The organism is Nocardioides ginsengisegetis, from assembly GCF_014138045.1.
Lineage (GTDB): Bacteria > Actinomycetota > Actinomycetes > Propionibacteriales > Nocardioidaceae > Nocardioides > Nocardioides ginsengisegetis.
Genome location: NZ_JACGXA010000001.1, coordinates 3,044,425 through 3,057,118 on the forward strand (window position 1 = coordinate 3,044,425; position 12,694 = coordinate 3,057,118).

The window sequence follows — 12,694 nt, forward strand, 5'->3', positions numbered from 1 at the left end:
CGGCGGGCTCCCGGTCAGCGCAGCCCGACCAGGCGCCTGCGGCGGCTCAACCAGCGGTCCAGGGACACCGTGAGGAAGATCGTGATCCCGATCCCCAGCACCGCCGAGGACGCGACGGCCCGGCGGGTGCGGATCCCCCGGTACTGCACGTCCGGATGCCTCGGCGTGGCCGCGACCGTGATCATGTTCCGCTCGTCGACCCCGGCTCCGACCTGGAGCGTCCGCAGCGTCGAGACGATGGCGCGGACCCGCTCCTCGATCTGCTTGCGCACGTCGCTCACGCTCGGCCCCACGGCCTCGATGTACAGCACGCTGGAGGAGAAGTTGCTGGCCCACTGGCCCCCGGTGTTCGGGAGGACGACCGCGGAGCCGTGCCGCACACCCTGGCCGGGCAGCGTCACGCTTCCGGCGCTGGGCGACTCCCGCACGGCCCCGGTCACCAGGCGCTCGACCAGTCCCGCGGTGGCGACCAGGTCGGGGTCCGACCGCTCGAGGCGGTTGGGCGCCGAGGCGGTGGAGACGAAGAACTGCACCTTCGACTGGGCCCAGTAGATACCGGGCCGGGTCTCCACGTGGACGACCGCCATGGCCACGAGCACGAGCAGCGAGAACGTCACGAACCACAGTCGGCCGAGCGCGCGCATCACGTCCCAGGTGGTCACCGGTCCTCCTGCCCCTGTCGACCCCATCAGGCCACGTCCGACCGCGCGGACAGGGAGAACACGAGGTCCCTCACCAATATCGGGGAAGTACCGTCCCGATGTCCGCAAGGGCCGGGACACACCGGCCGTGCGACCTACATTGGTGGGGAGTGCCCCTGTCCGTTGGGGGCGTGCGAGGGGGATCCCGCGTGTACCTTCACGACTTCAGTTCCTGCCTGCGTCGCCACTGGATCTTGACCATCCTGGCCTTCCTGGTGGCGGGAGGACTGGGCGCGCTCGCGAGCTCGCACCTGAAGCCGTCGTACACGACCCAGGCCAACATCGTGCTGCTGCCGCCCGACTCCTCGGTCGTCAAGGGCGGCAACCCCTACCTCTACCTCGGCAACCTCGGCCAGGCCGCCGACGTCCTCATCCGCGTCAGCAACTCCGACGACACCCGGGCGGCGGTGAAGGCACAGGCCCCGCTGGGCGACTACGAGGTCTCGCACGACTGGACCACCAGCGCCCCCATGCTCGTGGTGACGATCAAGGCCCCGACCGCCGCGGCAGCCGTCGACCTGACCCGGGCGGTGCAGGCGGAGATCCCCGCCAACCTCGCGCAGCTCCAGGACGACCTCGCCGTGCCGGACAAGTCACGGATCGACGCCTTCGTCGTCTCCAAGGACGCCGTGCCCAAGCCCGACCAGAAGGTCCGGTTCCAGCTGATCGCCGTGGTCCTCGTGGGGTCGCTGTTCCTGCAGAGCCTGCTCATCGCGGCCTGGGACTCCCTGGTCCGCCGCTACCGACGCAGGAAGGCCGACCGGCTGGAGCGTGCCGAGCAGGCGGAGGAGCCCGAGCCGGGACCGCACGACGACCTGTCCGGGACGCGAGTCGGACCCTTGGAGATCCCCGACGGGATCGACGAGCCCGACGACGCCGACGAGCCGGACCCCCGTCGGAGAATCCAGGTCGGCTCAGGTGCCTGAGGCCGTCCGGACCACGGCCCCGGACACGACGATTCGACGTGTCCTGTCGGTCAGGTCCCGCGCGGACGGCGTCACGGCCCTCACGATCTACCTCGTCGCGCTGACGTGCATCCCCGCCCGGCTCGTGGTCGGTCCGCTGGCGGGCGTCGGGGCCCCGGCGACGATCGTCGCGCTGCTGCTGGCCGGCTGGTGGGCGTGGCACCAGCTGTCCCGGACCGAGCCCGGCACGAGGGCGCAGCCACTGCGGATCGCGTACTTCGTCGTCGCCGGGGCCTTCGGCGTCAGCTACGTCGCGGCGATGGTGCGCCCGATCGACTCGCCGGAGTTCTCGACCGCCCAGATCGCGATGGTGGGCCTGGTGGGCTGGGGCGGTGTCCTCCTGGTAGCCAACGACGGGATCCCGGACCCTCGCCGGCTGGTCGTCCTGTGCCGGCGACTGGCCTGTGCTGGTGGCGCGCTCGCGACCCTCGGTGTGGCCCAGTTCGCGACTCACCAGCAGATCGTCGACAAGCTCAGGATCCCCGGGTTGCGGGCGAACGGCGCGCTGGTGGCCCTGGGGACCCGGGAGGGGTTCAGCAGGCCCGAGGCGACCGCGCTGCACCCGATCGAGTTCGGTGCGGTCATCACGATGATCCTGCCGGTGGCCGTCGCGCTGGCCATGTCCGACCGCGGGCGCTCGCCCCTCCGACGGTGGTACCCCGTCGTGGCCCTCGGCGTGGCCATCCCGCTGTCCATCTCGCGGTCCGCGCTCATCTCCGCCTTCGTGGGCCTCGCCGTCCTCGGCGTCGCCTGGACGCCGGCCGTGCGCAGGTCCGCCTTCGCCTGGGTGGCGGCCCTCAACGCGGTCGTGCTCGTGGTGGAGCCCGGCGTCTTCCGGAGCCTGCTGAGCCTGTTCACCGACATCGGCGGCGACACCAGCGCCCAGTCCCGGACGAGCTCCTACGCGATGGCGTGGGACTACATCCAGATGAGCCCGCTGGTCGGCCGCGGCTTCGCGACCTTCCTGCCCAGCTACCGGATCCTGGACAACCAGCTGCTCGGACTGCTGATCGAGGTGGGCGCCGTCGGCCTCGCGGCGTTCCTGGCACTGCTCTGCGTGGCCGTCGCCTGCGGCGTGCTGGCCCGCCGGCGGACGACCGACCCGGTGCTGGCCCAGCTGGGGCAGGCACTGGCCGCGAGCGTGTGCGCGGCGCTGTGCAGCCTCGCTCTCTTCGACGGCCTCGCCTTCCCCATGTCCGGCGGGATGCTGTTCCTCGTCCTGGGCATCACCGGCGCCCTCTGGCAGGTGGTGCGCACCGGGGAACCCCGTGCCTGACCGGCCCGGAGCGATGGCCGGCCCGACCGTGCTGACGAGCCTCACCGGCCTCCTCGCCGCGGTGACGTTGCTCCTCTCCGGGTGCGGTGTGGACTCGCCGCCGCCCCGCGCCGCCACGGCGTCGGCCCCGCAGGTCCCGCTGGACTGTGCGACGGCGCCCCACGCGTGCGGCTACCCCGACGCGACCAACACCGGGATCGCACCCGGCCCGCTGCTCCGGGTGCCCCAGGACGTGACCAGCGGACCGGGCTGGCACTACGACCCGCGCGGCTGGATCGAGATCGACGGCCCCGGCGCGGTCTTCGACCGGAAGCAGACCCACCTGGGACTGGACGTCGTCGCGCCCGACGTCACGATCAGCAACTCACTGATCCTGGCCAGTGGGGACACCATCGCGATCTCGCTGCGACGGGCGCACCGGGTCACGATCCGCGACAACGAGATCGCCGGCGGCGAGGCCCTCGGACCGGAGCGGCTCGGGGTCGCCATCAAGGACATCTTCTCCGACACCACCGGGATCCGGGTCCTGCGCAACGAGATCCGCTACGCCTCGACCGGCGTGCAGATCGACGCCGGCCTCATCGAGGACAACTACATCCACGACCTCGGGCTCGTCGACGGGGACCACGTCAACGGGACCACGAGCAACGCGGGCGTGCACCTGCTGGAGATCCGCCACAACACGATCTTCAACCCGTACGAGCAGACCGACGCCGTGAGCCTCTTCCAGGACTTCGGGCCGCAGGAGAACCGGGTGATCGCCGACAACCTGCTCGCGGGCGGCGGCTACACGATCTACGGCGGCGCGAACCCGGGCCTGGGGGCCACCGCGCGCGACATCAGGGTCACGGACAACCGGATCGCCCGCATCTTCTTCCCCAACGGCGGCTACTACGGCCCCGTCGCGGCCTGGGCCGCCGACGGGAACGTGTGGGAGGGCAACATCTGGGACGACACGGGGGCCGCGATCCCGGCACCCGTGGAGGCCGACGGATGACCGCCCCGCCGTACGCCGGTCTCTGGGCCGGTCAGGACGTCGTCGTGCTGGCCGCCGCCAACAGCTGGGACGAGGCACGGATGGCCGACCACCAGCTCGCCGTCGCGCTCTCCGCCCACGCCCCGGTGCTGTACGTCGATCCCGCGGCGTCGGTCCTCGCCCGCGCCCGGGTGCACGGGCTGCGAGGCGCGCGGCTCGACGAGCGGGTCCGCCAGGTGGCCGACCGGGTGCTCCGGCTGTCCCCCGAGGGACTCCCGGCGGGCAGCAGGCCCGGCGTCGCCGACCTGAACCGGGCGGTGGTGGCCCATCAGGTCCGGCGGACCCTGCGGCACACGGGCGGGACCGTGCAGGCGTACCTCGACGCGAACGTGCTGGCGCCCACGATGGACCGGGTCCCGGCCCGCACGCGCGTCTACTGGGCCCAGGACGACTTCGTCGGCATGGGTCCGCTCGTCGGCGTGAGCCCCGCGCTCCTGGCGCGGGCCGAGCGGCGGCTGAGCGCCGCGGCCGACGCGATCATCGCCGCGAACCCGACGGTGGCGGCGTCGCTGGAGTCCCCCGGCCGCACCCTCCACCTGATCCCGTTCGGCTGCGACGCCGGGCTCTTCGGCGGGCCCCTTCCGGACGGCGACCCGGCCGTCCGCCTGCCGCGGCCGATCGCGTTCCTCATGGGCACCCTGAACGACCGGCTCGACGTCGACTGCCTCCGGGCCGTCGCGGACGAGGGTGTCTCGCTGCTCCTCGTCGGACCGCGGAGCCCACGCTTTGCGAGCGCGGCGTTCGACGCGCTGCTCGCCCTGCCGAACGTGCAGTGGACCGGCCCGCGCGCCTTCGAGGACCTGCCCGCCGTGGTGGCCCACGCCGACGTGGGGATCGTCCCCTACACGCACTCCCGCTTCAACGAGGGCAGCTTCCCGCTGAAGACGCTGGAGTACCTCGCGGCCGGGCTCCCGGTGGTCGCCACGGACCTGCCGGCGATCCGCTGGCTGGCCTCACCCCACGTGGAGGTCGCCGACACGGCCGCGGAGTTCGGCCGGGCGGTGGCGCTGCTGGCGCGCCGGCCCCACGACCCGGAGGCCGTCGGCCACCGGCGGTGCTTCGCCCGGGCGCACAGCTGGGAGCAGAGGGCCACCGAGTTCGCCCGCGTGCTGGGCCTCTGAGACCACGCTGCCGTCTGTCAGGCGCGCGCCGGCTCCTGCTCCTGCGCCGCGTCATGGGCGTCCCACTGCTGGCGGATGCTGCGCAGGTGCCGCCGCACCCACGGACCGGTGGACGCGGCGTAGACGAGGAGCGAGAGCGTGCCCGCGACGAGGAGCTGGGTCCAGCCCGGGGTCGTCAGCTCGCGAACCGCGAGCAACGTGGCGCCGACGAGGCAGGTGCCGAGCGCGGGCCGGGCGCAGGCCCGGAGCAGGTGCCAGGCCGACCCGCCGCCGTGGCGGCGCACCGCCCAGAAGGCCAGGGGGCAGACCACCAGCACCGCCACCAGCGGCTGGGCCACGCCCGCACCGACGATGCCGTCGGAGTGCACGGCGAACATCAAGGCCGGCACCAGCGCCGCGATCCAGGTCCCCTGGATGGCCAGCACCGAGCGGGACGCACCCACGGCGGTGAGGTAGATGGTCAGGACGGTCAGCAGGATCCGCATCGACCCGAAGACGCCCAGGACCGCCAGGACCGGCGCGGCCCTGCCCCAGGTCGGTCCGTAGACGGACACGACGAGCGAGTCCGCGAGGGCCAGGCAGCACAGGCTCACCGGAAGCGCCACGGCGGCGGCGAGGGCGAAGATCGCGGCCAGCCGTGCAGGCAGGTTGTTCCAGTCGCGGCGCACGTGGGCGAACGCCGGGAGCGCCACCTCGTTGATCATCATGCCGAACACGCTGACCGGCCAGCCGGCGACGTTGTAGGCGAGGGCGTAGAGGCCGAGGGCCAGCGGGCCGAGCTCGCGTCCGACGATGACCGAGTCCACGTTGGTGAGGGCGAAGGCGACCACGCTGGCACCGGCGAGCGGGAGGCAGTAGCGCAGCACGGCCCGGGCCTCGCTGCGGCGCCACCCCGGCCGGAAGCGCGGGGTGATCATGGCGACGAGCACGGCCCACGACACGAGCTGGCCACCGAGCCTGGACCAGGCCAGGCCGTCGGCGCCCCAGCCCCGCTTCGCCAGGACGATCACCGCCGCGGTGCTGACGACGAAGTTGAGGACGTCGGCGACGAACCGCTTGTCCTGCCGGAAGTCGCGCACGAGGATCCCGTAGGGCACCGAGGTGAGCCCGCCGAGAAGCACCGTGAAGGACAGGATGCGGATCGCCGAGGCCGCCTCCGGGGCCCCCAGGCTGGTCGCGAGGACCGGCGCCGCGAAGAACATCGACGCGGTGAGCATCGAGGACGCCGTGAGCGCGATCGTGAGCACGGTCGGGGCGATCGAGTGCAGGCTCCGGTCGGCGCGGACGATGGCCGCGCTCACGCCCAGGTCGCTGATGTTGCTGACGATCGCGTGCACGATCAGCGCCACCGCGAAGACGCCGAACTGCTCGGGTGCGACCAGCCGGGCGACGACCACGCCGACGGCGAACTGCGCCAGACGGAGCACGAACGAGTTGAGGCTGGTCCAGAGGGCGGCGTGCTGCATCCGGCGGCCCATCGAGGGACCGCCGGGGACCTCGACGGCAGTCATGCGCCGACCTGGTTGAGCCGCCACCACCGCAGCTCGTTGCGGAGCCTGTTGCGCGCGGCGCGGGGCAGCCATGCCGACCGCGACCGCAGCGGGGAGCACTCGCCGAGCGCGAGCGCGCGCCCCCGGTGGGCCTCCGCCTCCGGGACGATCTCCTGCCACAGCCCCACCAGCTCCTCCACGACCCGGCCCTCCCGGCCGTGGGCACGGGCGCTGAGGATCCGGTCCAGCGCCTCGGCGGCGAGCGCCCTCCGGGCCTCGGTGTCGAGGGCCGCACCGACCGCGAGCGGCCGCGCGTCGTCGTCGAGGACGGCCCGGAAGGCCGCCCACCGGTGCCGCAGGTCGATCGCCGCGCCGTCCTGCTGGCCGGCGCGGAACGTCGTGGTGTGCATGTTGTCCTGGTGCTGGCGGTAGAGCGCCTGGTCGGGGCCGACCACGTAGCCCACGTCGGACACCGCGGCCACCCGCATCCACATCTCCAGGTCGCCGGAGTGGGGCAGGTCGGCCCGGTAGCCGCCGACGGAGCGGAGCACCGACCCCCGTACGACCACCTCCGGTGACGCGATCACGTTGTGGGCGGTCCGGCACCGGGCCCGCAGCCACGCCTCACCGGGCCACACGATCCAGTGGCTGGCGTCGAGCCGCGGCGTCGGCGGCACGCCGCCGAAGTGCCGTGCCCGCCCGTAGGCGAACCCGACGGCCGGGTGCTCGGTCATCAGGGCCGCGGCCCGCGTCAACGCCCCCGGAGTCAGCAGGTCGTCCGCCGACACCAGCGCCACCCAGTCGCCGGTGGCGGCCTCGAGACCGTCGTTGTACGTCGCGATGTGCCCCTGGTTGCTGCGGTGCCGGATCACGGTGACCCGTGGGTCGGCCCGAGCCAGGTCGTCGGCGCGGTCGCCGCTGTCGTCCGGCGAGGCGTCGTCGACCACGATGACCTCCACCTCCAGCCCGGGCTGGTCGAGCGCCGCCCGGACCGCACCGGCCAGGTAGTGGCCGTAGCGGTAGCACGGGATGACGACCGAGGCGCGGCCCAGGCCGTCCTGGTGGTCCACGACCGGGACCGCCCGTCCCCCGCTCCGGGAGAGCGCGAGCGCCAGCCCCGGGGCGACCATCACGCCGTCCCGTGGAGGGCGTGAACCAGGCTCGCGACCACGTGGTCCTGCTGCTCGCAGGTCAGGTGCGGGTGCAGCGGGAGGGACAGCAGCCGGCCGGCCGCCTCCTCGGTGACCGGGAAGCTGCCGGGTCCCCGGCGGAGGCAGGCGTAGGCGCCGGTGAGGTGCACGGGGGTCGGGTAGTGCACGCCGGCGCCGACCCCGGCCTCTGCGAGCTCGCCGAGCAGCCGGTCCCGGTCCTCGACCCGGACGACGTAGAGGTGCCACACGTGGGTGTTGCCTTCTGCCTCGACGGGCAGCCGCACCCCGGGCACGTCCGCCAGCAGCTCGCCGTAGCGGGCAGCAAGCCGACGGCGTGCGTCGTTCCACCGCGCCAGGCGCGCGAGCTTCGCGCGCAGGACGACCGCCTGCACCGTGTCGAGGCGGGAGTTGACCCCGATCTCGTCGTGGACGTACTTCGTGGGCGACCCGTGGGCCGCCAGCACCCGCACCCGGTGCGCCAGCTCGGGGTCGTCGGTCGTGACGGCTCCCGCGTCGCCGGCCGCGCCGAGGTTCTTGCCGGGATAGAAGCTGGTCGCGGCCAGCAACCCGATCCCGCCCGCCGGCTGGTCGTGCCGCCGGGCGCCCTGCGCCTGGGCCGCGTCCTCGACGAGCGGTACGCCGGCGGCGGCCGCGATCGGTGCGAGCCGCTCCATCGGAGCGACCTGGCCGTAGAGGTGGACGGGCACGATCGCCTGGGTCCGCCGGGTGACCGCGCGCTCGACCTGGGCCGGGTCGATCAGCAGGTGCTCGTCGTCGACGTCCACCAGCACCGGCCGGGCGCCGAGCCGCGACACGGCCTCGGCCGTGGCGACGAACGTGTTGGCCGGCAGGATCACCTCGCCACCGGGCCCCACACCGGCGACGCGGAGCGCGAGCTCGAGGGCGTCGGTGCCGTTGGCCACGCCGACGCAGTGCCGCACACCGATGAAGCCGGCGTACTCCTGCTCGAAGCAGGCGACCTGGGGGCCGCCGACGAAGGCGCCGCTCGCGAAGACCTCGTCCAGGCCGGCCCGCACCTCGTCGGCGATCTCGGCCTGCTGGGACGCGAGGTCCACCAGGGGGATCCTCATGCGGACCGCCTGCCGGCCCGGGCCCGCATCGGCCGTGCGGGGACCCCGACCCACGTCTCGCCGGCGGGGAGGTCCTCGAGCAGGACCGAGCCCATCCCGAGCGTCGCACCGGCACCCACGCTGACCCCCTCGCGCACGGAGGCGTTCATGCCGATCCGGGCGCCGTGGCCCACCCGCACCCCGCCGCCGAGCGCGACCCCGGCACTGATCGTGCCGAAGTCGGCGACGCGGCAGTCGTGGGTGAGGGTCACGTTCGGCATCAGCACGACGTGGCGCCCGACGGTGACCGAGTCGGTCAGGACGACCCCCGCGAGCACGATGCTGCCCGAGCCCACCGAGCAGCTCTGCGGCACGTCGACGTCGGGGTGCACGACCCGCGCGTAGCGGACCGTCCCCGTGCCCATCGCGGTCAGCCGGCGCACGATCGCGGAGCGCGCCGCCCCGCTCCCGACGGCCACCACGACGGCGGCCTCCTCGAAGGACAGCAACCGCTCCAGGCCACCGACCACGCAGGCGCCGGACACCCAGGCGCCCCAGGTGAGCGGGTCGTCGTCGAGCACCACCACCCGCCCGGCCTCGTTGCGACCGTGCTCGACCGACAGCACCTCGCGGGCCAGCCCGCTCGCGCCGACGAGCACCAGCTCCGGTGGCGCGTTCACCGCGGCACCCCTGCGGTGCGGAGGACCTCGACGACGCGCGCGTGCTCGACCGGGGAGAGCTGGTGGAACAAGGGCAGGATCAGGGTCTGGGAGGAGAGCCGGTCGGTGACCGGGAGCTCGCCCCAGCCGCAGTCACGGTCGGCGTAGGCCGGCTGCCGGTGCGCGGCCATGATCCCGCGGCGGGCCGAGATGTCGGCCTCCGCGAGCAGCCGCATCAGGCCGTCCCGGCCGACCGGGTGACCGGGCAGGACCTCGACCCAGAACGACTGGAAGTTGCTGGTTCCCCAGGGCGGGTCGGCGACGCAGCGCAGCCCGGGGACCCCCCGCAGCTGCTCGGTGTAGCAGGCCGCCAGCTCGCGGCGCCGCCGGACGATCTCGGGCAGCCGGGACAGCTGGACCAGCCCGAGGGCCGCCTGCAGGTCGGTCATCCGGTAGTTGAAGCCGACCTCGCCGTACTCCTCGGCGGGCGGCAGCACGGAGGTGTGCCGGGCCGCGGCGGAGATGCTCATCGCGTGCTCGCGCAGCTGCCGGGCGCGCGCCGCCCAGTCGGCGCGGGTGGTCGTCAGCATCCCGCCCTCGCCGGTCGTCAGCAGCTTGCGCGGGTGGAAGGACCAGCAGGCGATCTCGGCGCCGGCGCCCACCGGCCGGCCCCGGTACGTCGATCCCGCGCCGCAGGCTGCGTCCTCGACCACCACGATGCCGCGGGGGTCGCAGACGGCCCGGATCGGGTCCAGGTCGACCGGGACGCCGCCCTGGTCGACGACGATCACGGCCCGCGTGCGCGGGGTGATGGCGGCCCGGACCGCGTCCGCGGTCACGTTCCCGGTGGTCTCGTCCACGTCGATGAAGACGGGCCGCGCGCCGACGTACGTGGGCGCGTTGGCGGTGGCGATGAACGAGAAGGACGGGACGAGGACGTCGTCACCGGGCCCGATCCCGGCGACGACGAGAGCGAGGTGGAGGGCGGTGGTGCAGCTGGAGGTGGCGACGGCGTGGGGCGAGCCGACGGCGAGGCCGAAGCGCGCCTCGAACTCGGCCACGCGGGGGCCCTGGGCGACCCACCCGGAGGCGATGACCTCGGTGACCGCGGCGATCTCCTCCTCGCCGAGCCACGGCTGCATGACGTTGATCCGGCTCATGACAGCCCCGCGAAGGCTCGTCCGGCGGCGATCTCGCCGCGCAGCGGGCGCCACCACGCGACCAGTTGCCGCAGCCCGTCCTCGAGGCCCACCTGGGACTGGAAGCCGAGGTCGGCGCGGGCGGCGGTCACGTCGGCGAGCCGGCGCGACACGTCGTTGACCGCCCGGGCCTCGGCGTGCTCGGGCTGGAGCTTGGACCCCATGACCCGGAGCAGGGCCCCGGCCAGCTCCGCCAGGGTCGTCTCGGTGCCGCTCCCCACGTTGTAGGCGCCCTCGACGACGTCGGACTCGGCGGCGAGCACGTTGGCGCGGGCCACGTCGGTGGTGAAGACGAGGTCCATGGACTGGCTGCCGTCACCGAAGATCACCGGTGCGAGGCCGTCGTCGATGTGCTCCATCCAGCGGACCAGCACCTCGGTGTAGCGGCCGTGCACGTCCATCCGCGGGCCGTAGACGTTGAAGTAGCGCAGCAGGACGTGGTCCAGGCCGTTCATGGCCCGGAAGCTGCGGAGCAGCCCCTCGTTGAACGACTTGGCCGCGCCGTAGAGCGTGTCGGCGTTGTGGTGGTGGTGGCGCTCGCCCGTGGGGAACTCCTCGGCCATCCCGTAGACCGAGGCCGACGAGGCGGCGACCAGCTTGGAGACGCCGCCCGCGACGGCGGCCTCGACGACGTTGAAGGTGCCGCCGACGAGGACGTCGAGGGCCAGGCGCGGCTCCTCGGCGCACTGGGTGATCCGGATCGCCGCCTGGTGGAACACCACGTCCTTGCCGCGCACGAGGTCGTGGACCAGGTCGCGGTCGCGGATGTCGCCCTCGATGACGTCGACCCGGCCGGAGGCCCGCGCGCCGTCGAGGTTGACGTGGCGGCCGCGCACGAAGTTGTCCAGCACGGTCACGTGGTCGACCCCGGCCTCGACGAGCTGGTCGACGAGGGTCGAGCCGATCGTGCCTGCCCCGCCCGTCACGAGCACGTGCGCGCCGGCCAGCCGGCCGCTCACACCCGCTCCAGCCACGAGTCGGTGGTGGAGACGTCGACGAGCGCGCCCCCGGCGGCGGTGCTGGCGGCCACCGCCTCGAGCACGGAGAGCACCCGCAGCCCCGCGGCCCCGTCGGTGCGTGGTCGCCGCCCTTCGCGGATGCTGGCCGCGAGCTCGGAGACCATCGCGCCGAGCGCCTCGCGCTCGGGCAGCGCCGGCGCCCAGGTGTCGCCGAGGCGGTAGGAGATCTGGCTCTGGTCGCGGTCGGCGGCGTCCACCGACTGCTGCACCAGGTCCACGCCGCGGTCGTAGACGCTGAGCCGCTGCTGGGGGTTGAGGTCGTCCCACACGAGGGTCCGCCGGGTCCCGGCCACCACCATCTGGCGGATCTTGGTGGGGCTGAGCCAGTTGACGTGCACGTGCGCGATCGCACCGTCCGCCAGGGGCAGGGTCAGGTAGCCGACGCAGGCCTTGCCGGCCGCGATCGGGTCGGCGCCCTGGGCCGCGACCCCGGTGGGCCGCAGCCCGCCGGGGAGGATGAAGTCGAGGATCGACAGGTCGTGCGGCGCGAGGTCCCAGAAGACGTCGACGTCGGGCTGGACGAGACCGAGGTTGATCCGCACGGAGTCGACGAAGAGCACGTCGCCCAGCTCGCCGGCCTCGATCAGCTCGCGCATCCGGAGCACGGCCGGGGTGTAGCAGTAGGTGTGGTCCGTCATCAGGACCAGCCCCTGGGCCCGGGCTTCGGTGACCATCAGGCGTGCCGCCGCGCTCGAGTGGGCCAGCGGCTTCTCCACCAGCACGTGCTTGCCCGCCCGCAGGGCCGAGAGCGCGATCGTGCCGTGCGTGCCGGCGGGGGTCGCGATCGCGACCGCGTCGACGTCGCCTCGGACGAGCACGTCCGTCAGCTCCCCCGTCACCAGCACGTCGCGGCTGCCCCCGACCACGCGCTGAGCGCGTTCCAGGTCGCGGTCACACACCGCGACCAGCTCCCACTCGTCGCTCGCACGGAAGTTGCGGACGAGGTTGGGCCCCCAGTAGCCCGCCCCGACCACGGCCACTCCGAGCCGTCGTGTTGTTGTCATGGT

12 protein-coding genes are annotated in these 12,694 nt (G+C 73.6%); 4 read left to right on the top strand and 8 right to left on the bottom strand.

The features are described 5' to 3' along the window. Nucleotides 1-14 precede the first annotated feature (14 nt). The gene (locus tag FB382_RS14695; RefSeq protein ID WP_182540296.1) at nt 15-662 is read right to left on the bottom strand and encodes a hypothetical protein; all 648 of its coding nucleotides are present in this window, start codon (nt 660-662) and stop codon (nt 15-17) included. Nucleotides 663-850: 188 nt separating this feature from the next. On the opposite strand from FB382_RS14695, the gene FB382_RS14700 reads away from it, so the two are divergent. The 4 genes from FB382_RS14700 to FB382_RS14715 are packed head-to-tail and all read left to right on the top strand — an operon-like array spanning nt 851 to nt 5,099. Beyond that, nucleotides 851-1,627, top strand: coding sequence for a YveK family protein (locus tag FB382_RS14700; protein WP_182540298.1), 777 nt, complete (start codon nt 851-853; stop codon nt 1,625-1,627). Continuing rightward, complete coding sequence (locus tag FB382_RS22930; RefSeq protein WP_182540300.1) at nt 1,620-2,942, top strand: O-antigen ligase family protein; 1,323 nt, start codon at nt 1,620-1,622, stop codon at nt 2,940-2,942. Before FB382_RS14700 ends, FB382_RS22930 begins: the two co-directional genes overlap by 8 nt. Next, on the top strand, nt 2,935-3,939 hold the full coding sequence (locus FB382_RS14710; RefSeq protein WP_182540302.1) for a right-handed parallel beta-helix repeat-containing protein: 1,005 nt from the start codon (nt 2,935-2,937) through the stop codon (nt 3,937-3,939). The genes FB382_RS22930 and FB382_RS14710 overlap by 8 nt, the downstream gene beginning before the upstream one ends. Then, nucleotides 3,936-5,099, top strand: a complete 1,164-nt coding sequence (locus FB382_RS14715) for a glycosyltransferase (protein ID WP_182540304.1) — start codon at nt 3,936-3,938, stop codon at nt 5,097-5,099. The genes FB382_RS14710 and FB382_RS14715 overlap by 4 nt, the downstream gene beginning before the upstream one ends. A 17-nt stretch (nt 5,100-5,116) precedes the next feature. Here FB382_RS14715 and FB382_RS14720 read toward each other — a convergent pair whose 3' ends face one another. The 7 genes from FB382_RS14720 to FB382_RS14750 are packed head-to-tail and all read right to left on the bottom strand — an operon-like array spanning nt 5,117 to nt 12,691. Further along, entirely contained in the window at nt 5,117-6,610 is a 1,494-nt protein-coding gene (locus FB382_RS14720; protein WP_182540307.1) for an oligosaccharide flippase family protein, read from the bottom strand. Then, nucleotides 6,607-7,719 (bottom strand): glycosyltransferase family 2 protein, encoded by a 1,113-nt coding sequence (locus FB382_RS14725; RefSeq protein ID WP_220481804.1) that lies wholly within the window; start codon nt 7,717-7,719, stop codon nt 6,607-6,609. Before FB382_RS14725 ends, FB382_RS14720 begins: the two co-directional genes overlap by 4 nt. Further along, the gene (locus FB382_RS14730; protein ID WP_182540310.1) at nt 7,719-8,831 is read right to left on the bottom strand and encodes a DegT/DnrJ/EryC1/StrS family aminotransferase; all 1,113 of its coding nucleotides are present in this window, start codon (nt 8,829-8,831) and stop codon (nt 7,719-7,721) included. Before FB382_RS14730 ends, FB382_RS14725 begins: the two co-directional genes overlap by 1 nt. Then, the gene (locus tag FB382_RS14735) at nt 8,828-9,490 is read right to left on the bottom strand and encodes a NeuD/PglB/VioB family sugar acetyltransferase (protein WP_182540312.1); all 663 of its coding nucleotides are present in this window, start codon (nt 9,488-9,490) and stop codon (nt 8,828-8,830) included. The genes FB382_RS14730 and FB382_RS14735 overlap by 4 nt, the downstream gene beginning before the upstream one ends. Continuing rightward, nucleotides 9,487-10,629 (bottom strand): DegT/DnrJ/EryC1/StrS family aminotransferase, encoded by a 1,143-nt coding sequence (locus FB382_RS14740; protein ID WP_182540314.1) that lies wholly within the window; start codon nt 10,627-10,629, stop codon nt 9,487-9,489. Before FB382_RS14740 ends, FB382_RS14735 begins: the two co-directional genes overlap by 4 nt. Then, a complete protein-coding gene (locus FB382_RS14745; RefSeq protein WP_182540316.1) occupies nt 10,626-11,627 on the bottom strand; it encodes an SDR family NAD(P)-dependent oxidoreductase in 1,002 nt (333 codons plus the stop codon). Before FB382_RS14745 ends, FB382_RS14740 begins: the two co-directional genes overlap by 4 nt. Next, on the bottom strand, nt 11,624-12,691 hold the full coding sequence (locus FB382_RS14750) for a Gfo/Idh/MocA family protein (RefSeq protein ID WP_182540319.1): 1,068 nt from the start codon (nt 12,689-12,691) through the stop codon (nt 11,624-11,626). The genes FB382_RS14745 and FB382_RS14750 overlap by 4 nt, the downstream gene beginning before the upstream one ends. Nucleotides 12,692-12,694: the final 3 nt, after the last annotated feature.

What these genes read in the sequence shown, in the direction of transcription:
- FB382_RS14715 (WP_182540304.1), top strand. Translation starts at nt 3,936, where the DNA reads ATGACCGCCCCGCCGTACGCCGGTCTCTGGGCCGGTCAGGACGTCGTC.
- FB382_RS14720 (WP_182540307.1), bottom strand. Translation starts at nt 6,610, where the DNA reads ATGACTGCCGTCGAGGTCCCCGGCGGTCCCTCGATGGGCCGCCGGATG.
- FB382_RS14725 (WP_220481804.1), bottom strand. Translation starts at nt 7,719, where the DNA reads ATGGTCGCCCCGGGGCTGGCGCTCGCGCTCTCCCGGAGCGGGGGACGG.
- FB382_RS14730 (WP_182540310.1), bottom strand. Translation starts at nt 8,831, where the DNA reads ATGAGGATCCCCCTGGTGGACCTCGCGTCCCAGCAGGCCGAGATCGCC.
- FB382_RS14740 (WP_182540314.1), bottom strand. Translation starts at nt 10,629, where the DNA reads ATGAGCCGGATCAACGTCATGCAGCCGTGGCTCGGCGAGGAGGAGATC.
- FB382_RS14750 (WP_182540319.1), bottom strand. Translation starts at nt 12,691, where the DNA reads ATGACAACAACACGACGGCTCGGAGTGGCCGTGGTCGGGGCGGGCTAC.